The following is a 21,422-nucleotide window of genomic DNA, read 5'->3' on the forward strand; positions in this document are numbered from 1 at the left end:
ATCATAATCCGTCGGTATGAGGTGCTTTGGCAATCGGGGCTGCAAAATGGGGGTTGCGGTCCGCGCCGCGCATGACAAGTTGTGCTTCAAAGCTCGGACAACAGAAAGCCTGCCATGTCAGATGAAAGCGCTAGCAGCCGCGAAAAGATCGCGCGGCAGTTCATAGAGGCGATCCCGCATTCCCGTGCGCTTGGCATGACGCTCGGCGAAATTGGCGCGGGCCGGGCTGTTATTGGCATGGATTACGACGAACGGTTTATTGGTGATCCGGAAACCGGTGTATTGCACGGTGGCGCGGTGTCCGCCCTGATGGACACATGCGGCGGGGCGGCTGTCATGGTGCACCCCGATGCGCCGCTGGGCACGGCGACGATCAGCTTGCGGATTGACTATATGCGGGCCGCCACACCGGGCCAGCGGATCACGGCAACCGCCGAATGCTATCACGTGACGCGATCAGTCGCTTTTGTGCGGGCGACGGCAGTCGATTCTGATGCGTCCCGTCCGGTGGCAACGGCCACAGGCACATTCACCGTTGAAAGGCCAAAATCATGAGCCGCCGTCCAGAGCCTGTGCAGGTCGTCAAGCAGCGCCGTGATGCGGCTTTGCAATCGCTTGTCGCGCGTGTGCCCTACATGCAATTTCTGGGGATCACGATTGACCGGCGCGGCGATGAGCTGACCGGCGTTCTGGCCTTTGACGAGGCCCTGATCGGCAACCCGATGCTGCCCGCCCTGCACGGTGGCGTGACCGCTGCCTTTCTGGAAATGACCGCCATCATGGAACTGAGCTGGGCCATGGTCTGGGAAGACATGGAGGGCGGCAAGACGGCAGAGGCTGCACCGGAAATTCACCTGCCCAAGACCATCGACTTCACCGTGGATTACCTGCGCACCGGCCTGCCGCGCGACGCTTATGCGCGCGCAACCGTGAACCGGTCGGGCCGCCGTTATGCATCTGTGCAGGTCGAGGCGTGGCAAGACAATCGCAGCCGTCTTTTTGCGCAAGCCACCGGGCATTTTCTGATGCCCAAACGTGATGGCTGACACGATCACGCATCGGCGTGTTCTGACCATCGCGCTGCCAATCGTATTGTCGAACGCCACAGTGCCCATTCTTGGAGTGGTCGATACCGGCGTGATCGGGCAAATGGGCGAGGCCGCGCCGATTGGTGCCGTGGGCATCGGTGCCATCATTCTGACCGCAATCTACTGGATTTTCGGGTTTCTGCGGATGGGCACTTCTGGGCTGACTGCACAGGCCACTGGCGCAGGCCGCTCGGGCGAGGTCGCAGCCCTGTTGACCCGGTCCCTGATTATCGGGGTTGGGGCAGGGGTGATCATCATTGCATCGCAAGCCCTGCTGTTTGCCGGGGCCTTTGCGTTGTCACCCGCCAGCGCGGAAGTCGAAGGGCTTGCCCGCCAATATATGGCGATCCGGGTTTGGTCCGCGCCTGCGATTATTGCACTTTACGGCGTCACGGGCTGGTTGATCGGGCAGGAACGCACCCGCGCTGTGTTCATGATCCAACTGCTGATGAACGGGACCAATATCGTGCTGGATCTCGTCTTTGTCCTGCACATGGGGTGGGGCGTGCCGGGTGTCGCATGGGCCACGTTCATTGCGGAATGGTCCGGTGTCCTGCTGGGCCTTTGGCTGTGTCGCGATGCGTTCCGGGTGCCTGCATGGTGCGACTGGCCGCGTGTGTTTGACCGGGAACGTCTGGTCAATATGGCGGTGGTGAACACTGATATCCTGATCCGCTCTGTCCTGTTGCAGGCCATATTTGTCAGCTTCCTGTTTTTCGGGGCGCGCTTTGGTGACGTGCAACTGGCGGCAAATCACATACTGCTGCAATTTCTCGAAGTCACGGCCTATGCGATGGACGGCTTTGCCGTCGCGGCAGAGGCGCTGGTGGGCAATGCGCTGGGCGCGCGTTCCACCGCGTCGCTCCGGCGCAGCGCCCTTCTGACCAGTTTTTGGGGGGCTGTCACCGGGGGCGTGCTGGCCCTGTCGTTTGTGGTCTTTGGCCCGGGTCTTGTGGCGATCATGGCAAAGAACGTGCCGGTGCAAGAGGCCGCCGGGGTTTTCCTGCCCTATATGGTCGCGGCCCCCATTGTCGGGGTGGCGGCGTGGATGTTGGATGGCATATTCATCGGGGCGACCCGCACGACAGACATGCGCAACATGATGATCCTGTCTGCGATCATCTATTTCGTGGCCGTGATCCCGTTGATGGCGATTTGGGGTAATCACGGTTTATGGCTGGGGTTGTTGCTCAGCTTTGTCGTGCGTGGCGCGACATTGGGCTGGAAGTACCCGGGGCTTGAGGCGTCAGCGTCAGAGCCAGTCAGAGCGGCCTGACCCGACCGCATCGGCCACATTGGCGAAACCGTCGCGGGCCAGCAATTCATCAAGTCCGCGCGCGATGTCATCGACCATTGAAATGCCGCCATACACAAGCGCCGTATAAAGCTGTACCGCTGACCCCCCTGCGCGAATTTTCTGATAGGCCTGTTCGGCACTGCCAACACCACCAACTCCGATGATCGGCAGATCGGTCAGGGTGGAAAGCTGTGCCAGCACCCGGGTTGATTTTTCGAACAGCGGCTGACCTGACAGCCCCCCGGACTCGGATTTGTGCGGCCCATGCAGGCCGTCTCGGTCAAGGGTTGTATTGGTCGCGATGATCGCGGCGATGCCCGATGCATTTGCAACCTCTGCGACCTCTGCCAGTTCGTCCCCCGTCAGGTCAGGCGCAATCTTGAGGAAAATGGGAATCGGCTGCGCCAGAGCTGCCCGCGCTTCCATCACGCCTGCAAGCAGGGCGGACAAGGCGGCTCTGCCCTGCAAGTCGCGTAGTTTTTCGGTGTTGGGCGACGACACATTGACGGTGGCGAAATCAACAAAGGCGCCGCAGCGGGTCAGCACAGTTGCAAAATCCACTGCTTTGTCCGCGCTGTCCTTGTTGGCCCCAAGGTTCAGGCCAACAATAGGCCCCTGCGGACGGCGGGACAGGCGATCAGCGATTTCATCCATGCCGTCATTGTTAAAACCAAAGCGGTTGATCGCAGCCTTGTCCTGCGTCAGGCGAAACAGGCGTGGCTTGGGGTTGCCCGGCTGCGGGCGCGGGGTGGCGGCACCTACCTCGATGAACCCGAAACCCGACTTTGCGAGCGCATCAAGAGCCGTGGCGTTCTTGTCAAAACCGGCTGCAAGGCCAATCGGGTTTGGCAGATCAAGTCCGGCAACGGTCGTTTGCAGTCGCGCCGTCGTGTAAGCACCGCCACGCGGGCCAAGTCCCAAGTTGAGCGCGTCCAGCGCCAGACCGTGCGCCTTTTCCGGGTCAATCCGGCGCAAGGCCGTCAGGCCAATCTGCTCAAGCAGCTTCATAGGTCGGCAGGGAATTGATGAACGCCACCCGTAACAGGCAGTGGTTTTGCCCAAACCACATCATCCATTCGCAACTTGCGGAACAGATGCGGGAACAGCGCACCACCGCGGGATTCTTCCCATTTCAATCCGTCAAGCCCTTCAGCCTCGACCGCAAGCAGGGTCAGGTCGGTTTCATCCGCGAAGTAGAGCGCCGCAGTCTTGGCCAGGGTATCAGCGCCCGAGAAATGGATATACCCGTCAGCCACGTCAATCGGGGCTCCGGTGGTATCGCCATCAGCCTGCATTTGGGACCACTCATCGGCCCTGAAAATCTTGTATATCAGCATGTCGGGGGTGATGGCCCGCACAGGTGCAAAGGTCAAGATCACGGGTTGCCCTAAAGTTGACGTAACGGCCACTAATTTGAGCAGTTAACTTATTTGACTCTGCGCTATGGCAAGGCCACTCTGATGCCATCTGAACAGGGAGAAATCCAAAAATGATTTCACGTATTTTGACAACAACATGTGCTTTGGCACTGACCGCAGGGGCGGCGTCTGCCGACTATTCGCTGACAATCCTGCACACCAACGACTTTCACGCACGGTTCGAGCCGATCTCCAAATATGATGGTCCATGCTCTGCCGAAGATAACACGGCTGGCGAATGCTTTGGTGGTACGGCGCGTCTGATCACCGCCGTGGATGAAGCCCGTGCGCGGTCCAACAACAGCATTCTTGTGGATGGCGGCGACCAGTTTCAGGGCACGCTGTTTTATACCTACTACAAGGGGGCCATGGCTGCCGAGTTTATGAACCAACTTGGCTATGATGCGATGACTGTCGGCAACCATGAATTCGACGATGGGCCCGAAGTGCTGCGCGGCTTTATGGACTCGGTTGATTTCCCGATTGTCATGTCGAATGCGGATGTGTCCGCCGAAACCCTGCTGGCAGACGTATTGATGCCCTCGACCGTTATTGAACGTGGTGGCGAAAAGATTGGCCTGATTGGTTTGACACCCGAAGACACGGACGAATTGGCGTCACCCGGCGACAACATCACCTTTAGCGACCCCGCTGCGGCGGTGCAGGCGGAAGTGGACAAGCTGACTGCCGAAGGCGTGAACAAGATTATCGTACTCTCGCACTCTGGGTATGGCGTGGATCAGGCGGTTGCCGAGAACACAACGGGCGTTGACGTGATTGTTGGCGGGCACTCAAACACCTTGTTGGGCGACAGCGACCGTGCGGCTGGCCCATATCCTACGATGGTGGGCGATACGGCCATTGTGCAGGCTTATGCTTATGGCAAATTCCTTGGCGAATTGAACGTCACATTTGACGATGCGGGCGTTGTGACCGAAGCGGCTGGCGCGCCGATCCTGATTGACGGGGCAGTCGCCGAAGATGCAGGCGCCGTGGCGCGCATCGCTGAACTGGCTGGTCCGCTGGAGGAAATCCGCAACAAGGTCGTCGCTGAAACCGCAACGGAAATTGTGGGCGCGCGCGACGAATGCCGGTCTGTTGAATGTCCGATGGGCAATCTGATTGCCGATGCCATGCTTGAGCGTGTCAAAGGCCAGGGTATTCAGGTCGCGATCCAGAATGGCGGTGGCATCCGGTCATCTATCGACGCGGGTGAAGTCACAATGGGCGAAGTGTTGACGGTTCTGCCGTTCCAGAACACGCTGTCCACTTTTGAAGTCACAGGCGAAACCATTGTCGCGGCCCTTGAAAATGGTGTGAGCCAGATGGAAGAAGGGGCCGGTCGTTTCCCGCAGGTTGCAGGCATGACCTTTACGGTTGATCCTTCGGCAGAGGCGGGTTCGCGGATATCCGATGTCAAGATCGGTGGCGCAGATATTGATCTCGCTGCCACCTACGGCGTTGTGTCCAACAACTATGTGCGCAACGGCGGCGACGGTTATGCCATGTTCAAGGATGCGGCAAATGCCTATGATTACGGCCCCGATCTTGCTGATGTGACTGCGGAATTCATCGCAGCCAGCAGCCCGTTCACGCCTTACACGGACGGCCGTATTACGGTGAAGTGATTAATGCGCGCGCGCCATGGGTTGACCGTGGCGCGCGCGATCTCTGTCGATGCCTCCGGCGGGGATATTTTTCGCCAAAAGAAGACATGGTTTCCTTGACCATATCGCCCACTTGGCCTAATCGGTGTCTTACGCGGGCGTTGTGTAATGGTAAGACCTCAGCCTTCCAAGCTGATGATACGGGTTCGATTCCCGTCGCCCGCTCCAATATGTTGAATAGAACCCTGATAATACTGCATTTTTTGATGAGTAATATATAGGCGCACCCAGCAACCCACCATAAAGTCGCACAGGCGTTGTCGTAACTTTTTTGCCCGTCAACGCATATTGTGATAATTTAATAATCTGCAATATCTTGAGCTTACCCGTATAAGACAAGTCACAACCAAGTTTGAAGCGAAACCCTCAGATGATCCAGACGAGCCCGAAAGGGACGTGGAACGTGAGAATACTTGCAGGCTCAGTTGAACTTCGTGCACCTCTCGGTTTCACGCACAAGAAGCGCTATTCTGGATGGCGCCAGACGGGAGAGTCGTCCGCACGGCGCTCGGCGGCCTCGTCCCGGATGCAGCCCAGCCTCTCCGCGAGGAGGACCGAGCGCTCATTCCCCTCCTTGATGTAGGATACCATGCACTTCCATCCGAAGGCCTCCGCCGACCAACGACGTGCCGTCAAGACCGCCTCATAGGCATATCCCTTGCCCTCGAACTGGCCGTCCCAGATCTGCCAGCCGAGCTCCGGCTCCGGCCAACCCGCCGGGAAATACGGTCCGGCCATTCCGATGGCGCGGTCGCCTCCTTCCCGCAGGACGATGGCGAGGGGCGCGAATCCGCGGATGACGTAATGCCCGATCAGATGTGCGAAACCTTGCCACGCAGCAGTCTCGGTATCGACGCCCATCGATAGCTCCGCGCGCTCAGACAGCGCATAGTTGCGGAATACCGGCCAGTCGGTCGGCGACGCGGGTCGTAAGAACAGTCGTTCAGATTCTGCTAGGTAGGTCATAGTTTCGGTCCTTTTGCCCTGGGCAACGACACCGGCTCGCTCGCGTCATTCGGCGTCATCTATAGTCTCCCGCCACTGTTATCATGACATGTTCCTTTATCAGCGGCTTGAGCAACATCCCTAGACCGACATTCCCCAAGTAGAACGCCTTGTCCTACATGATGTTGCAGTTCAACGCCTCGATCAAGCCTCCGGATCGAGACGTCCCGCGGTTCGGGCACCTGACGCGTGAACTGAGTGCGATTTCTGGTCACGACGGTGGGGTTGCTCCGGAATTTGGTCTGATCGATACTCGTTTGAACAGACCGGCCGAGCCGCTTGCCCTGCAGTTCTGCCGCTTTGGTCCTCATCCGGGAGCCGGCGGCACACGCGGCCGATGGATGGCCGTGAGGATGCGGGTGAACAGATCACCGCTGACAGCCACCTCGGCCAGTTGGAACGTGATGGCACGGGCATAGCGGACAATCCACGCAACAATCTTGATCAGCCGGGTCTGGAGGCGCGTCGCCCGCTCCATTCCCGGCCCCATATATTCAGATTTTTATATCTGTTAGGCGCGCGCTTGGCTTGTGTATCCATGACAGCGGTTTTATGTCCTCACAGAGCAAACGTGAGTAGTCGATGGCCAGAGCACCAAAATCCGCGCAGGAAGAACGCGAATCTTCGAAAAAGATCAGCGCGCTGAAGGCCCTGTGGCCCTTTGTGCGGCCTTACCAGGCAATTATGGTTGCGGCAATCGGTGCACTGGTGCTGACGGCGTGTGTTTCACTGGTCCTGCCCTTGGCTGTCCGCCGTGTCATTGACAACTTCGATGTTGGCGAAGGCGCAATTCTGCAAAGCTATTTCATTGCAGCCCTCGGGATTTCCGCGTTGCTCGCCGTGGGGACGGCGCTTCGGTACTACCTTGTCACGCGGTTGGGCGAGCGTGTTGTTGCCGACATTCGCAAGGCTGTTTTTGATCGTATGATCGGGATGAGCCCCGCATTTTACGAAAAGATCATGACGGGCGAGGTACTCAGCCGGATCACCACCGATACGACATTGATTCTGTCGGTTCTTGGTAGCTCGGTCTCGATAGCCCTGCGCAACATGCTGATTTTTGTCGGGGGCATTGCGCTGATGCTGTTCACTTCGGTGAAAATGTCGATGCTGGTGCTATGGCCGATCCCGGTCATCGTGCTGCCGATTATCCTGTTGGGGCGGCGCGTGCGCAACCTGTCGAAAGAGAACCAGGACCTGATTGCCAAATCCAGTGGCGATGCGTCTGAACAGCTTCTGTCGGCGCAGACGGTTCAGGCCTTTTCACACGAGGCGCGGAGCCGCCTGAAATTCGGCAACGTGACCGAGGCAAGCTTTGTCGCGGCCCGCAAGCGCATAGCCACCCGCGCAATCCTGACGGCGATTGTCATCTTTATCGCGTTTTCTGCCATCGTCGGGTTCCTGTGGATGGGGGCAAACGACGTACAAACCGGGGTGATCACTGAAGGCGAATTGGTGCAGTTCATGATCTACACAATCATGGTGGCCGGTGCCTTGGCCGCTTTGACCGAAATCTGGGGCGAATTGCAGCGTGCGGCAGGGGCTACGGAACGACTGGTCGAATTGCTAACAGCCGATGACACTGTCATTGATCCGGCCGCGCCAAGGCCAGTGCCCGCCCTGAAGGGGGAAATTAGCTTTGAAGATGTGCAGTTCAGCTATCCGTCACGCCCGAATATGTCTGCACTCGATCACATCGACCTACAGATTGCCCCGGGCGAAACTGTTGCCCTTGTTGGCCCGTCCGGTGCGGGCAAGACGACCATCATTCAACTTGTCCAGCGGTTTTACGACCCCCAGCACGGCGCGATCCGTCTGGACGGGATTGACGTGCGTGACTTTGCCCGTTCTGAATTCCGCGAACAGATTGCGCTTGTCCCGCAAGATCCTGTGATCTTTGCGGACACGGCGCGCGAAAACATCCGCTTTGGCAAGCCCGGTGCCAGCGACGCAGAGGTCGAAGCCGCCGCAAAGGCTGCGGCCGCCCATGATTTTCTGACTGCGTTGCCCGAAGGGTATAACAGTTATGTGGGCGAGCGGGGCGTCATGCTGTCAGGTGGTCAAAAGCAGCGGATCGCCATCGCGCGTGCGATATTGCGCGATGCACCGATCCTGCTTTTGGATGAAGCGACCAGCGCGCTGGATGCAGAGAGCGAGCAGGCGGTGCAGCAGGCTGTCGAAGCATTGGCCCGCAACCGAACGACATTGATCGTGGCGCACCGACTGGCGACCGTCAAAAAAGCCGACCGGATTGTCGTTTTCGACGGGGGCAAAATCGTGGCCCAGGGCACCCATGACAGCCTTGTTGCGCAGGGTGGGCTGTATGCACGGCTGGCGCGCCTGCAATTCACGGCAGATATCGCGGCGGAATAATCCGTTTTTTCGCAGCGTCAGACTTGCGATTTTAGCAGACTTTCCCCACGCTGACTAAAACCGTCACTTTGGGAGGAGTTTGAATGGGCTACGCAACGATTGCGGACCGTACGGCGATTGAGAATGAGATGTCGTGGGATGCCCGCGATCTGCCTAAGACAACTTTTGAAATGCTCAGCCAGACGGCAGCGGCTCACGGCGCGCGCAATGCTGTCACCTACAGGTTGTTGTCAGACCCCAGCAGCAGGTCCGAGACGCTCAGCTGGACGGAGTTGCGCGAAAAGACCGCGCAGACGGCCAATCTTTTTCGCAGTCTCGGCGTCGGTGAAAACGACGTTGTCGCCTTTATCTTGCCGAACGCAACCGAAACGGTGCTGACCTATCTGGGGGCACAGGTTGCGGGTATCGTGAACCCGATCAACCCGCTGCTGGATGCCGAACAGATTGCGGCGATCCTGCGCGAAACCAACGCCAAAGTTGTTGTGACGCTGAAAGCTTTTCCCAAAACCGACGTGGCACAGAAAACCGCGGAAGCCGTGCGATTGGCGCCCAATGTGCAGACCGTGCTTGAAGTTGATCTGCACCGATACCTGACGGGTCTCAAGCGGCTCATCGTGCCGCTGATCCGGCCCAAGAACCCCGTTGCACACAAGGCGCAGGTGCTGGATTTCAACACTGAGATGGCCAAGCAACCCAAAGAATTGACTTTCGCGGACAGTGAAGGCGACCGCGTCGCGGCCTATTTCCACACGGGCGGGACCACGGGGATGCCCAAGGTCGTGCAGCACCGCTATTCGGGGATAATCTATAACGCCTGGCTGGGTCACAGGCTGCTTTTCAAGTCAACGGATGTGCAAATTTGCCCACTCCCGCTGTTCCATGTTTTTGCCACTGTCGTCTGTATGGGGGCGTCGCTTGGGTCGGGTGCCGAGATCGTCTTTCCGACGCCGCAAGGTTACCGTGGCGAAGGTGTTTTCGACAACTTCTGGAAGCTGGTCGAGAAACATAAAGTCTCCTTCATGATTACTGTGCCAACGGCGATGTCCGCGTTGATGCAGCGCAAGGTCGATGCCGATATTTCCACGCTGCGGCTGGCATTTTGCGGATCAGCGCCGCTGCCGCTGGAATTGTACAAGCGGTTTGAAGCCGCCGCAGGTGTCACAATTTGCGAAGGCTATGGGCTGACCGAGGCAACATGTCTTGTTTCTATCAACCCGCCGGACGGTGAAAAACGTGTGGGTTCAATCGGCAATGCCTTTCCCTACACCGACGTCAAGATCATATCGACCGCGACTGGCGAAGAGGTCGGCGTTGATGAAATCGGAGAGATTTGCGTGTCAAATCCCGGCGTTTCCATGGGCGAAACCTATACCGAGGCGGACAAGAATGCAGATCTTTACTACCCCGGCACCCGATCTGAAAAGCAATATTTGCGCACGGGTGATCTGGGGCGGATCGATGCGGATGGATATGTCTGGATCACGGGGCGGGCCAAAGACCTGATCATCCGTGGCGGCCACAACATCGACCCCGCCGAAATCGAAGAGGCGCTCGCCGGTCACGAGGCCGTTGCCTTTGCCGGTGCCATCGGCCAACCCGACGCGCACGCGGGCGAGGTGCCTTGCGCTTTTGTCGAACTGGTTGCAGGTGCCAATGTGACAGACGAAGAGCTGATCGCATATGCCAAAGAGCGCATTCACGAACGCGCGGCACACCCGAAACATTTGGAGATCATGCCCGAATTACCCAAGACGGCAGTGGGAAAAATCTTTAAACCTGACTTGCGCAAATCAGCAATCACCCGTGTTTTCAACGCAGCATTGGCGGATATCGATGCCACCGTCACCGCTGTCACGGAGGATAAAAAGCGTGGGCTGGTTGCACATATTTCAAAATCAGGGTCTGTATCTGACGATGACATCAAAAACGCGTTGGGCGCATTCACGGTGCCATGGGAAACCGTGGACTAGGGCGCACCAAGAGACAGGAAAAGGACCAAAATCATGGCAAAAGTAGCATTCTTAGGCCTTGGGGTCATGGGGTATCCTATGGCTGGACACCTTAAGGCGGCCGGGCATGACGTAACGGTATACAACCGGACCGCCAGCAAGGCAGAGGCATGGGTGGCACAGCACGGCGGGGCGATGGCGACCACACCTGCGGCCGCAGCCGAGGGCGCGGAATATGTCATGTCATGCGTTGGGAACGATGATGATCTGCGTGCCGTGTGTGTTGGCGAGAACGGTGCCTTTGCCAGTATGGGGGCGCATACGATCTTTGTGGATCATACCACAGTCTCGGCGGCTGTGACGCGCGAGTTGTACAGCGTGGCGGCCGACAAAAGCATTGCTTTCATTGATGCGCCTATTTCCGGCGGGCAAGCAGGCGCAGAAAACGGTGCGCTGTCAATCATGTGCGGGGGTGATCAGGCAAGCTATGATTCCGCCGAAGCCATTATGCAGGCCTATGCCCGCATTTGTCGCAGAATGGGTGAAAGCGGTGCTGGCCAACTGACGAAGATGTGCAATCAGATCGCGATCGCTGGGCTGGTTCAGGGCTTGTCCGAGGCACTCCATTTCGCCCAGAAGGCCGAGTTGGACGGCAAAGCAGTTGTGGAAGTGATCAGTCAGGGTGCGGCTGGCAGCTGGCAGATGTCCAACCGCTATGAAACGATGTTGGACGATCATTTTGAACATGGATTTGCCGTTGACTGGATGCGCAAAGACCTTGGTATCTGCCTTGATACAGCAGATGAAAACGGCGCAAGCCTTCCAGTGACCGCCTTGGTCGATCAATTCTATAAGGATGTTCAGAAATTGGGTGGCGGGCGCTGGGATACCTCTTCGCTGCTGAAACGTCTGCAAGCGATGGGTTGATAGGCCCCCTCAGCGGTCGGCAATGGCGACAGGGCCTGTTGTTGATGAGGGATCCACGACAATCGCGGTTTCTTGCAGGCCCCAGCGACAGGGCCTGCGGCATAGAGCCTAAAACAGTGTGATGTCATCAACTGGCTTCGGTTGCGGTTTGACAACTTCGTCCGGTGCTTGTCCGCTAACCTGTAATTGTCTGGCCGCACCTGTTGTGGGCACAAATTGCACGCGACGCGCCATATCGCCACCGATGCTTTGCGATATGCACGGGATTCCCTCGCGCTCCAGGAACTCTTTGGCGAAGATACCATTGGACTGACCGATGTCACGGGCATGGGTTGTCATACGTGCACCGCCAAAAAGCTTTGCCTTCAGGTTGTCCCGGTTCCCGCCCGCCCGCAGGACCTTGTTGATCAGAAGCTCCATCGCGTTGACGCCATATTTCAGGTCACTGCTGCTGCTTCCCTTCTCTCCGGCAAGCAAAAAATGGTTCATGCCCCCGACCGACGCGACATCGTCATAGAGACAAACTGATATGCATGATCCGAGGACAGTGGACATGACGACGGCGGGGTCTGCCGACACTGAATATTCGCCTTGAACAACAGTCACTGTCTTTTGTGGGTTGGTCGAAGGGGCGCCAAAACTCATGCGATCGTCCTTAACTTCGCCGCACTCAAAAGTGCTGGCCCGATTTCATGGATAGGGAGCTGTTTTTCGACACCGCCTAGTTCATGTGCAACCCTTGGCATGCCATAAATCACGCTGGATGCTTCGTCTTGCCCGATCGTCCGTGCCCCGGCACGACGTAGGGCCGCAAGCCCATTTGCACCATCGCGCCCCATACCCGTCAGAATAGCGGCAATGATATCCTGACCGAAGGGGATTGCTGATTGAAACATCACATCAACTGATGGTCTGTGCCCCATGACCGGATCACCGGGCCATATTTCTATTCTTTTTCTGCGGCTTCTGGCAAGCCGGAGATGTGCCGTATCGTCGGGCGCAAGGTAGATGTGGCCCGCTTCCGGGCACATGCCGGACGCCGCGGGCAACACGTTTGCCGCAGTTCCACTGTCGAGCAGTCTGGCGAGACTTGCTGCGAATTGACCACCGGTGTGCTGAACGATCAAAGTCGGCGGGCATGTATTGGTGAAGTGCTTCAACACGTTGAGCAATGCTTCCACACCACCAGCTGATGATCCGATGAGGATCAAGCGCGTGGGATCAAATGTCTGACTCTGAGGTCGGGGAGGAGACGGGGCTCCGGTGCGCGTGGCCCTGGAGCAAACCTGCCGGATTATGCTGAGCAAGGCTTGGTCGGGGGCGTCCGTCGCAATTCTTGCAATGCTCGGCCCACTTTCCGCAGGCAAAGGGGTCTCATGCGTACCAACGACGATGCAGCCAATGCCCATGATCCGGAATAATGATGCGAGAAGCTCAAATTCGGGGCAATCTGATAGCGCATGGCTTAGAATAACGGCATCAGGCTTTTGATGTTCTGCGAAATCATAGGTTTGGGTTAAGTCAGAAGTAATCTTCGCAACATGAAATTCGCCGTCAAGCTCAATAATGCGTCGCATACGCCCGGCAGTTGTAGGCGAAGAATGTGCAATCAGGATTTCGCTCAAAGACTCCGCCTTTCTTTGTAGAATAAATGAATGACCGTTGTCATTTCTGCAAACATTCGCAGCCTCCGTCCTTTTGATCTTAGAAGTTTACGAACGCGTTAAAATTCAGATCATAGTTTGCACCTCTAAACGCGCGGTTGGGCACCTTTTCGGTAGGTCAGGCGGCAAAAACAAGCATGGCTAGCGGCACAACGATGCGACAGGTCCACATGATGTCTTTCAAAATAATGAGATGTCGTCGTTGCCCCGTGCAATAGAATCCACAATGACGCCTTCAGATACGAGAGTACGCAGCCATTCCAGTCGTCCAGGAGAAATGACTGCGTCAAGGTCGACTTCACGAAAAGACACTTCGCCCGAGCGAGCGCGTTCAAAAATGCAAGCCAATTCTTCTATAGACTGAATAACAAGATCAATTTTTTGCAGAGTTTGGCGAGGTATTTCTGAACGATCAACAACTTGGTTTGCATCGATTACAGAGTTTTCGATTTCAGCGACCATTAGTCCAATCTGGCGACAGGCAACGGTTATGCGATCCATGAACATATCAGTCCCAAGATAGGCTTCGCATTTTGACAAGGCTGTCATAGGCGCCCAACGACGCTTTCGATACATTGCTTCATGCTCGCGGTCGAAAATGGCTTCTTAATGATATTGTTCAGGCCAAGTGCCTTGCCTTGAGCCACAATTTGAGGTGTCGGGTTGCCCGTTACAAGAATAAAGCCAATTCGAGCGGTTGTCTTGTTTTGCCGGAGTGCTTTTAGAAGCTCCAATCCATCCATACCTGGCATATTATAATCGGATAATACTAAATGGACGGGATCTGCGACAAGCTTTGCCAATGCCGCTTGTCCATCATTTTCAGCTTGGTTCTTCCAAATACCCATTTCTTCAATCGCCTGAATTAGCAATCCACGGCTGACGCCCATGTCGTCGACGACCATGACGCGCAAAGTATCTTTAAGGCTCATTTCTTAGGTTTCCCTTCTTGCACAGCGTGATGCCGCGCTAATTTGCGTGGGTCTTTCTATAGGAGGTAATTCCAGCACTTTCGAACTTTGCCGCTGCTGGTCCGGAAAGGCGCTCTGAATGACCGATCATGAGGTAGCCTCCCGGCTTCAATATCTCACCGAACCGTGACCACAGCCGCATTTGTGTCGATTTGTCAAAATAGATTGCCGCATTGCGGCACATTATGACATCAAATCGCTTTCGCATCGGCCACGGTTCCATGAGATTCAGCTGGCCAAAAGAGATCAGCTCACGCAAGCTGTGATGCATGGCGAAGACGCCGTCATTGACACTCTGAGGATCAACCATCCTAGCGATCCGATCAGCTGGAATCGCGTCTCTCTCCTCTCGCGGGTATTGGCCCTTTTTTGCTTTTTTAAGAACCACAGGATCTACATCAGTTGCGAGAATCTTGAAATCGAAGCGAGGAGCTTCCGGGAAAACCTCTAATACAGTAGCGGCGAGGCAATAGGCCTCCTGACCTGCGGAACAGGCTGCTGACCAAATGCGCACCGTTTCACCAGAGCGCGCTGCTTGGGAGAGTGTGGGCAAGATCTCATTCTGCAATTGGTCGAAGTGATGTTTCTCGCGAAAGAAATGTGTCACATTTGTTGTCAGCGCTGTGAGAAGATGAGATTGCTCAGCCTCGCCCGCCGGGCTACCGAGCAATTTGCAGTATTCACGAAAATTGTTGAAACCGAGGGCGCGAATCCGCTTTGCAAGACGCGAATAGACAAGCGCCCGCTTGGACTCCTGGAGGAACAAGCCATATTTATTTTTGACGAGCTGTGCGATGACCCGAAAATCCTCGTCCGTAAAGGTGTACTCGTCACGTGTCTCCGAGCTTTTTGTAGCGATGCTCATGCTGCCGCCTGACTGGAATTGGGCATAAGTGTGGTTAGATTGATGACTTTTGTCATGTCGTCGCCGACTGGGATCACCCCGAGAATAGCACGCGTTGTTGCATCTTCAGGGCCACGGGGTGTTTCGCGAACCATGTCAGAGTTGACCCCAAGAATTTCCGAGACAGACTCGACCAACAAGCCGACAATGCGCTCATCAATGGCAGTGATGATAATCACGTGACGCTCCGTTGGTTCAATTTTCTCGAAGCCCAGTTTGGCGGCAAGATCAATAATTGGAATCACTGCGCCGCGCAGGTTGATCACACCAAGTACATGTGATGCAGAGTGAGGAAGTATTGTGACCGGTGACCATCGGCGAATCTCTCGTATTTGCGTAATTTCAATACAGAAATTCTGTCCCCCAGCCACAAGCGTGACGAACTCTAGTTTCTTTATTTGGGTTGGGTCAGCTGGCTCTTGCATGGCTGCGGTCTCCCTCTAATGACGCATTGATATGAGATGACATTCCAGGTCCTGATGCTATTGCATCGGGGTCGATAATGAGCGCAATTTTGCCGTCGCCCAATATTGTCGCTCCGGATACGCCGACGATCGAACCGTAGTTGCCTTGCATGCTTTTCACGACGACTTGTCGTTGGTCGAATATATCGTCTACGGCTAGCGCGCATTGTGCGATTGATTCCGTTTGTATCAGCAGGAGTATTCTGTCTGATATTTTCTTGTCTGTCGGTGGATGTCCGAGTTGTTCTCCCAGATCGACAATTGGCACGTATTCACCGCGGATCTTCAGCAACTCACTCTTCAAACCGAGTTTTGAAATGTCACTTTCTGCCGGGCGGATCGTTTCCAGTATGCTTGAAATTGGAACAACCATTGTCTGCCCGCCTATTGTGATAATCATCCCATCCATAACCGCGAGGGTCAGTGGCAAGGTGATTGAGAAGGTTGTGCCTTCTCCTGGGACGGTGCTAATGGCGATGCGGCCACCAAGCGCTGTAATCGCGGTCTTGACCACGTCCATGCCAACACCGCGGCCGGATAGATTGGTGACTTCCGCAGCCGTGGAGAAGCCGGGTGCGAAGAGCAGCATATCGATTTCCGGGTCGGTCAGGACTGCGTCAGAAGATACTAGGCCCTTTTCAATCGCAATTGCCCGAATCCGGGGCCGGTTGAGACCTGCACCATCGTCGGCAATTTCGATCACGATGCTTCCCGATCGTTGGTTGGCGGATAGGCGCAATGTTCCCGTTTGGACTTTGCCCGCAGCTTTGCGCTTGTCAGGCGCTTCGATCCCATGGTCAATCGCATTGCGGATCATATGGGTGAGCGGATCAGCAAGGCGTTCGACCACGGTCTTGTCTACTTCTGTTGCTTCGCCCTCGGTGACAAGTTCAACATCCTTGCCTGTTGCATCTGCAGCTTCCCGCGCAATCCTCAGCATGCGTTGGAACAGAGGTTTGACAGGCTGCGCCCGGATTGCCATCACACCTTCCTGAATCTCGCGGGCAAGCAACTTGTAATCGTCCAAATCGCCGAAAAGCTCTGACGAATTAGGGAGTGCCGCTTCTTCGATACGCTGAGAAATGACGGATTGGTTGATGATGAGTTCGCCAACCGCATTGATCAATCTGTCAACTCTTTCGGGGTCTACTCGTAATGTCGTGGCGGTTTTTTTTGCGGGGCGGTCGCCAGACTCGCCACCCTTGGGGGGGCTTGGCACATTGGGTGTACTGTCAGTCACTTCCGCCCGTGTTGATTTGGCAGGTGCTTCTTCAATCGCGACAACGGGTTCAGCTTCGGATGCGACATTAGCGAGGGGTTCATCCAGCCCGACGACGGGGGCCTCTGCACCGGTATCCAATGGGGTGACACGGAGTTCACAAATATCATCCATGAACTGGAACACGTCATAAATCGGCAAGTCGGTCGCGATGTCTCCGATTTCAATATGCCAAGTCAGATAACCCTTGTCCCAGACATAATCTTCGATGCCGTCTGGAAGTGCACTGTCGTCGACAGTGACCGTCGCAGGGCCAAGCTCTTTGAGCGCCGCAATGACCAGGACAGGATCATTACCGGTTGCATAGAATTCCTGCCCGGGTGTGAAAGATACCTTGTACCCTGGATTTGCCGCATCTTCGTCAGCAAATCCCAGGCTCATTGCCTCAAAAACAAACTCCTCTTCGGGCTCGAGCGTTTCCTCGCCAAGGAAGCTCTGTAGATCTGCAAGGACTGGATCAACAACATCCCTGTTGGCTGGGGTCCCGTCACGTGCATCATCAACCAGATCGGCCAGAATATCGCCTGCCCGCTGCAAGGTACGCAGCAATTTCTCATCTGTCTCGAGCCGGTGCGAACGCACCTCGTCGAGGACGGTTTCGAACTTATGAGCAAAGCCGACAAGTTCATCCAAAGCAAAGGCACCTGCCGCACCTTTGATGGAGTGAACTGCGCGGAAAACGGCGTTTACCGTCTCGTCGTCAGCATCACCATCGCGCATCTCAACCAATCCTTCGGTCAAGGCAACGATAAGATCCTCACACTCCTCAAAGAAAGTATCAAGAATTGATGAGTCAGCTGGCATGTTACGCTCCTGTCAGGCGGCGAATGACGGACACGAGAGAATCATCGTCGAATGGCTTCACGATCCAGCCCGTAGCCCCTGCTTTACGCGCCTTCTCTTTCAGAGCGGCGCCACTTTCCGTTGTCAGCACCAGGACGGGCACACCGCGATTTACATCGCCACCGCGGATATCCTCAATTACGCCAAAACCGTCCTTGTTCGGCATATTGACGTCCGTAATCACGAGGTCAGCATGAGCCTCCTGAAACTTACTCACGCCATCAACACCGTCTACAGCGGTCGTCACGCTGAAGCCCGCACCTTCAAGACAATTGGTCAGCAGAGTTCGGATCGTTTTTGAATCATCAATCGCTAAGATATGTGCGCTCATCCTGCTGCTCCTTCATTGGCGACCAAGCCGCCCAGACCCAGGGTGGTCAGACTTGTGATGCAGCCGGGGCTGAGGTCACGCAAAGAAAAGTCAACGTCTTCTCCCGCCCACTCACCAGCGGCAAAGTGAATCATCTGAGCGGCAAGCCCTGAAATCCGGGTCACGGCAGTGCAATTGAGCGCCACCGGTGTGCCTTGCTGCTTGATCAAAAAGGAATGAAGCTCCTGACAGTCTTCAAGTTTCATCACTTCGGGTAAATCGTATGTCGCACATTCGCTTGTCATAATGTTCTGCATTCCATCCATTGCAATCGGGACCGCAGCGAGCGGCGGGCGTGTGTGTTATTGCGCCGTGGCCATTAATTTGAAGTAAAGAAACCCCAGTTCCTTATCTGCCCATGGCCAAGCCCGGAACACAGGCGAGGCGGGCAACCAACCCACCCTACTTTGGCATCGAAAGTCCCGTCGGCCCGCGCCCTGTCAGCAAGGGTAAAGGCTTATAAGGCTGTGAAGTCATTGATATCTCTCTTGCGGCCCGAGGATATGAAGATTGCACTTGGGCCCTGGTGCCCATGATCGCAGAGTTTTAAGAAAATTGGCTACACTGGCAAAAATGTCCTGACGCTGGCGGCAAGGACGCAATAAAGGGCATGGCATGGGCGCGGCGCGCGCCTGCAAATTATCCGTTTTACTGCGCGGGTGCGTCAAATCCCTTTCTTTTTGTGCGGGCGCAGCCTAGGCTTTGCTGCATTGCAACATGCCTTGGGAGGGACCGCGCGTGCCTGAAACGAATAAGCCGCTTCTGATCAAGAGATATGCGAGCAGACGGCTCTATAACACTGAAACAAGTGACTATGTCACGCTTGAGGACATCGCCACATTCATCCGCGAAGGGCGCGAAGTCCAGATTGTCGACCTCAAGTCCGGCGACGATCTGACACGGCAATACCTGTTGCAGATAATCGCAGAGCACGAAAGCAAAGGTGAAAATGTATTGCCTGTTGATGTCTTGACGGATCTGGTGCGGAGTTACTCGACCCAGGCGGTCTCGATTGTGCCGCAGTTCCTGCAGGCAAGTTTCGAGATGCTGCGCGAGGGGCAATCCAAAGCGATGGGCAATCTGGGCAAAGCCAACCCGATGTCGGCTATGCCCGGCTTTGAGGCGATGCGCGCGCAGCAAGAAGCTTTCTTCAAGGCTATGACCGGAGGCATCATGCCGGGAACGAGCGCGCCTGAAAAAGAGGCCGACGACCTTGGCGACATCAAGGAACAGCTTGCCGCATTGCAGGAGAAACTATCGAAGATGGGCAAATAGATCCTGATGGCGGAGTCCTCGTTCGACAGCGCCGCCTATGGTGGTCAAGGTTGGTCGCCACGCACCGATGATCATGCGCAAGAGATGGGTCCGCTTTGGCAGGGCGGCATAGATAGCGAGTGGCGAAGCCTCAAGTCCGTACTGGTGCGTAGACCCGGCCCCGAAATCATCGTGTCGGATCACGACGCCGCGCAACAGCTGGCCCCATTGGATTTGGGTCGTGCGCAGGCCGAACATGATCAGATGGTTGCGGCATATACGAATGCCGGGGTCACTGTGCTGACTGTCCCCGATGTGCCCGATCCGGCGCCCAACCGCATGTTTTGTGCTGATCTGTTTGTCATGACGCCGCAAGGGGCGATCCTCGGGCGGCCTGCCTCGACTGTGCGCGCGGGCGAAGAAATCGCGGTGGCTCAGGCGCTCGCTATGGCCAATGTCCCGATCTTGCGCACATTGACAGGAAAAGCTGCGTTTGAAGGGGCCGATCTGATTTGGTTAGACACGCGATCTGCCCTGATCGGCCGTGGCTTGCGCACCAATCAGGCTGCGATCAGCCAGATCAATGATTTGTGCCTCGATTTGGGGATTGAGGTCACAGCAGTCGATATGCCGTTTGGCACTATGCATCTGATGGGGATGTTACGCATTGCCAGCCGGGACCTTGCGATCGCTTGGCCACGTCGGACCCCGCATGCAGCTGTGACGGCGTTGCGTGATCGGGGCTATGATGTTGTTTTCCTGCCTGATGAGGACGAAGCCCAAGCCAACCGAGCCATGAATTTTGTCACATTAAGTCCTGGCAAGATCCTGATGCCAGCGGGCAATGATCTGATCAGCGCATGGTATCAAGACCTTGGTATTGAAGTCATCGAGACACCCACCTTTGAGTTACGCAAGGCCGCGGGGGCAGTGGGTTGTCTGACCGGGGTCGTGCAGCGCGCGATGGGCTGATCATTGGTGTGTTCTTGAAACGCGTCAGTAGCAGCGCTTCAGAATGATCGCTGAAGGGATCATTGCGACAGCCATCACCAAAACGCCGCCTATCAGGTCTGCTATATGGTGCGCGCCATGGACCAGAATTGCGGGGATCATGATGATATTGATGATCAGAAATGGCCAGAACAGCTTTGTGCCACGCGCAAAACAGACAGCAAGCGCGCACATCACCATATGATAGGATGGAAACGCGACAGCGCCCTTGATCTTATCCATCTCAACCACGGGCAAGCCATTCTGGGCCATGTCCAGAAGGATCGCGCCATAGGCGCTGTTGGTGACAAGATCAGCGGCCATCGCGACATCGACCGGGATCGGCAGGTAGGTTGACTGGCTGATATTGGGGTAGGCTTGCCACATCACATAGACCAGCACCAACGACAGCCCGTTGGTATACATCATCATATCCAGTTGCCGATTGCGGCCCATATAGGCCAGCAGGCAGATCAGCATCATGATCTGGATAAATGACGACAGATAGACGTAACGCAGGAATGTCCCCAGGTAGGGGACGTTGGCCACCCAGTTAACAGCTGTTGGCCAGTCATAACCAAACCAATGATCCATGGCCAAAAGGGCTTCGGTCAACACAGGTGTCGGGCGCGGCATTTGCTGGTGAAACAAGATGCCCAACATAATCCCCAGCAAAGACGCCAGTGACACCGTCAGCATGGCCTTGCCGATCCAGGCTGCATAGGGGTAGGCCCGGCGGTAATAACCGGCGAGCGCAATCAACCCGACCGCCCCCGACAGACCCAATCCGAAAGAGCCCCAACCGATCTTTTGCGGGCCGGTGGCATCGACCAAGACATTCACACTAACCGCAATCAGAATAATTGCCATGAAGGTCAGCTCTGCTTTGTGGAAGTAGCTGGCGCGGGTTCCACTGCGGGCAAGGGAGATGGACGTCATGCAGGCTTTCCTGTCGGTTT

Annotated in this window: 22 protein-coding genes, 1 tRNA gene and 1 pseudogene; 10 read left to right on the forward strand and 14 right to left on the reverse strand. The window is 56.1% G+C overall.

Translation table 11 applies throughout. The features are described from left to right. Nucleotides 1–114 precede the first annotated feature (114 nt). From C8N45_RS01510 to C8N45_RS01520, 3 genes are read left to right on the forward strand one after another with little or no spacing between them, the layout of a single operon-like run. Nucleotides 115–555 carry a PaaI family thioesterase gene (locus C8N45_RS01510; protein ID WP_108384452.1) on the forward strand — a complete coding sequence of 147 codons (441 nt, stop codon included), beginning with the start codon at nucleotides 115–117 and terminating at the stop codon, nucleotides 553–555. Continuing rightward, entirely contained in the window at nucleotides 552–1,046 is a 495-nt protein-coding gene (locus C8N45_RS01515) for a PaaI family thioesterase (protein ID WP_108384453.1), read from the forward strand. Before C8N45_RS01510 ends, C8N45_RS01515 begins: the two co-directional genes overlap by 4 nt. Next, entirely contained in the window at nucleotides 1,039–2,364 is a 1,326-nt protein-coding gene (locus C8N45_RS01520) for an MATE family efflux transporter (protein WP_108384454.1), read from the forward strand. Before C8N45_RS01515 ends, C8N45_RS01520 begins: the two co-directional genes overlap by 8 nt. Here C8N45_RS01520 and C8N45_RS01525 read toward each other — a convergent pair. Both C8N45_RS01525 and C8N45_RS01530 read right to left on the reverse strand, forming a co-directional pair. Further along, the gene (locus C8N45_RS01525) at nucleotides 2,341–3,393 is read right to left on the reverse strand and encodes a quinone-dependent dihydroorotate dehydrogenase (protein WP_108384455.1); all 1,053 of its coding nucleotides are present in this window, start codon (nucleotides 3,391–3,393) and stop codon (nucleotides 2,341–2,343) included. The two genes, C8N45_RS01520 and C8N45_RS01525, sit on opposite strands and share 24 nt — an antisense overlap. Then, nucleotides 3,390–3,722: a DUF952 domain-containing protein gene (locus C8N45_RS01530; RefSeq protein ID WP_108385091.1), complete on the reverse strand. Its 333-nt coding sequence runs from the start codon at nucleotides 3,720–3,722 to the stop codon at nucleotides 3,390–3,392. The genes C8N45_RS01525 and C8N45_RS01530 overlap by 4 nt, the downstream gene beginning before the upstream one ends. 152 nt (nucleotides 3,723–3,874) lie before the next feature. On the opposite strand from C8N45_RS01530, the gene C8N45_RS01535 reads away from it, so the two are divergent. Then, a complete protein-coding gene (locus tag C8N45_RS01535; protein ID WP_108384456.1) occupies nucleotides 3,875–5,431 on the forward strand; it encodes a bifunctional metallophosphatase/5'-nucleotidase in 1,557 nt (518 codons plus the stop codon). A gap of 133 nt (nucleotides 5,432–5,564) precedes the next feature. Further along, nucleotides 5,565–5,638: transfer RNA gene (locus C8N45_RS01540), tRNA-Gly, on the forward strand. Between the two features lie 297 nt (nucleotides 5,639–5,935). Here the strand turns inward: C8N45_RS01540 and C8N45_RS01545 are convergent. Further along, nucleotides 5,936–6,436, reverse strand: a complete 501-nt coding sequence (locus tag C8N45_RS01545; RefSeq protein WP_108384457.1) for a GNAT family N-acetyltransferase — start codon at nucleotides 6,434–6,436, stop codon at nucleotides 5,936–5,938. Nucleotides 6,437–6,782: 346 nt separating this feature from the next. Further along, nucleotides 6,783–6,941, reverse strand: a pseudogene (locus C8N45_RS01550) (IS1380 family transposase); the annotation flags it as partial. A gap of 116 nt (nucleotides 6,942–7,057) precedes the next feature. Between C8N45_RS01550 and C8N45_RS01555 the strand changes: the two are divergent. The 3 genes from C8N45_RS01555 to C8N45_RS01565 all read left to right on the forward strand — a co-directional run bounded on the left by C8N45_RS01555 (nucleotide 7,058) and on the right by C8N45_RS01565 (nucleotide 11,724). Continuing rightward, on the forward strand, nucleotides 7,058–8,848 hold the full coding sequence (locus C8N45_RS01555) for an ABC transporter transmembrane domain-containing protein (protein WP_108384458.1): 1,791 nt from the start codon (nucleotides 7,058–7,060) through the stop codon (nucleotides 8,846–8,848). Nucleotides 8,849–8,931: 83 nt separating this feature from the next. After that, the gene (locus C8N45_RS01560) at nucleotides 8,932–10,818 is read left to right on the forward strand and encodes an acyl-CoA synthetase (RefSeq protein ID WP_108384459.1); all 1,887 of its coding nucleotides are present in this window, start codon (nucleotides 8,932–8,934) and stop codon (nucleotides 10,816–10,818) included. A 33-nt stretch (nucleotides 10,819–10,851) separates the two neighbouring features. After that, complete coding sequence (locus tag C8N45_RS01565) at nucleotides 10,852–11,724, forward strand: NAD(P)-dependent oxidoreductase (protein WP_108384460.1); 873 nt, start codon at nucleotides 10,852–10,854, stop codon at nucleotides 11,722–11,724. Between the two features lie 108 nt (nucleotides 11,725–11,832). On the opposite strand, the gene C8N45_RS01570 is transcribed toward C8N45_RS01565, so the two are convergent. The 9 genes from C8N45_RS01570 to C8N45_RS01610 all read right to left on the reverse strand — a co-directional run bounded on the left by C8N45_RS01570 (nucleotide 11,833) and on the right by C8N45_RS01610 (nucleotide 18,485). After that, a complete protein-coding gene (locus tag C8N45_RS01570; RefSeq protein ID WP_108384461.1) occupies nucleotides 11,833–12,369 on the reverse strand; it encodes a chemotaxis protein CheD in 537 nt (178 codons plus the stop codon). After that, the gene (locus C8N45_RS23510) at nucleotides 12,366–13,301 is read right to left on the reverse strand and encodes a CheB methylesterase domain-containing protein (protein WP_108384462.1); all 936 of its coding nucleotides are present in this window, start codon (nucleotides 13,299–13,301) and stop codon (nucleotides 12,366–12,368) included. The genes C8N45_RS01570 and C8N45_RS23510 overlap by 4 nt, the downstream gene beginning before the upstream one ends. Before the next feature lie 267 nt (nucleotides 13,302–13,568). Continuing rightward, entirely contained in the window at nucleotides 13,569–13,937 is a 369-nt protein-coding gene (locus tag C8N45_RS01580) for a hypothetical protein (protein ID WP_108384463.1), read from the reverse strand. Further along, a complete protein-coding gene (locus C8N45_RS01585) occupies nucleotides 13,934–14,320 on the reverse strand; it encodes a response regulator (RefSeq protein ID WP_108384464.1) in 387 nt (128 codons plus the stop codon). The genes C8N45_RS01580 and C8N45_RS01585 overlap by 4 nt, the downstream gene beginning before the upstream one ends. Before the next feature lie 37 nt (nucleotides 14,321–14,357). Beyond that, entirely contained in the window at nucleotides 14,358–15,224 is an 867-nt protein-coding gene (locus tag C8N45_RS01590; RefSeq protein WP_108384465.1) for a CheR family methyltransferase, read from the reverse strand. After that, on the reverse strand, nucleotides 15,221–15,688 hold the full coding sequence (locus tag C8N45_RS01595; protein WP_108384466.1) for a chemotaxis protein CheW: 468 nt from the start codon (nucleotides 15,686–15,688) through the stop codon (nucleotides 15,221–15,223). The genes C8N45_RS01590 and C8N45_RS01595 overlap by 4 nt, the downstream gene beginning before the upstream one ends. After that, on the reverse strand, nucleotides 15,672–17,810 hold the full coding sequence (locus C8N45_RS01600) for a chemotaxis protein CheA (RefSeq protein WP_108384467.1): 2,139 nt from the start codon (nucleotides 17,808–17,810) through the stop codon (nucleotides 15,672–15,674). The genes C8N45_RS01595 and C8N45_RS01600 overlap by 17 nt, the downstream gene beginning before the upstream one ends. Nucleotide 17,811: 1 nt before the next feature. Beyond that, complete coding sequence (locus tag C8N45_RS01605) at nucleotides 17,812–18,180, reverse strand: response regulator (protein WP_108384468.1); 369 nt, start codon at nucleotides 18,178–18,180, stop codon at nucleotides 17,812–17,814. Then, entirely contained in the window at nucleotides 18,177–18,485 is a 309-nt protein-coding gene (locus C8N45_RS01610) for an STAS domain-containing protein (protein WP_108384469.1), read from the reverse strand. The genes C8N45_RS01605 and C8N45_RS01610 overlap by 4 nt, the downstream gene beginning before the upstream one ends. A gap of 472 nt (nucleotides 18,486–18,957) precedes the next feature. On the opposite strand from C8N45_RS01610, the gene phaR reads away from it, so the two are divergent. Together phaR and C8N45_RS01620 are read left to right on the forward strand one after the other, a co-directional pair. After that, entirely contained in the window at nucleotides 18,958–19,494 is a 537-nt protein-coding gene (phaR, locus tag C8N45_RS01615) for a polyhydroxyalkanoate synthesis repressor PhaR (protein WP_108385092.1), read from the forward strand. A gap of 6 nt (nucleotides 19,495–19,500) precedes the next feature. After that, nucleotides 19,501–20,445, forward strand: coding sequence for a dimethylarginine dimethylaminohydrolase family protein (locus tag C8N45_RS01620; RefSeq protein ID WP_108384470.1), 945 nt, complete (start codon nucleotides 19,501–19,503; stop codon nucleotides 20,443–20,445). A gap of 24 nt (nucleotides 20,446–20,469) precedes the next feature. Here C8N45_RS01620 and C8N45_RS01625 read toward each other — a convergent pair whose 3' ends face one another. After that, on the reverse strand, nucleotides 20,470–21,402 hold the full coding sequence (locus C8N45_RS01625; RefSeq protein WP_108384471.1) for a phosphatase PAP2 family protein: 933 nt from the start codon (nucleotides 21,400–21,402) through the stop codon (nucleotides 20,470–20,472). Nucleotides 21,403–21,422 lie beyond the last annotated feature (20 nt).

This window comes from Yoonia sediminilitoris (genome assembly GCF_003058085.1).
GTDB lineage: Bacteria > Pseudomonadota > Alphaproteobacteria > Rhodobacterales > Rhodobacteraceae > Yoonia > Yoonia sediminilitoris.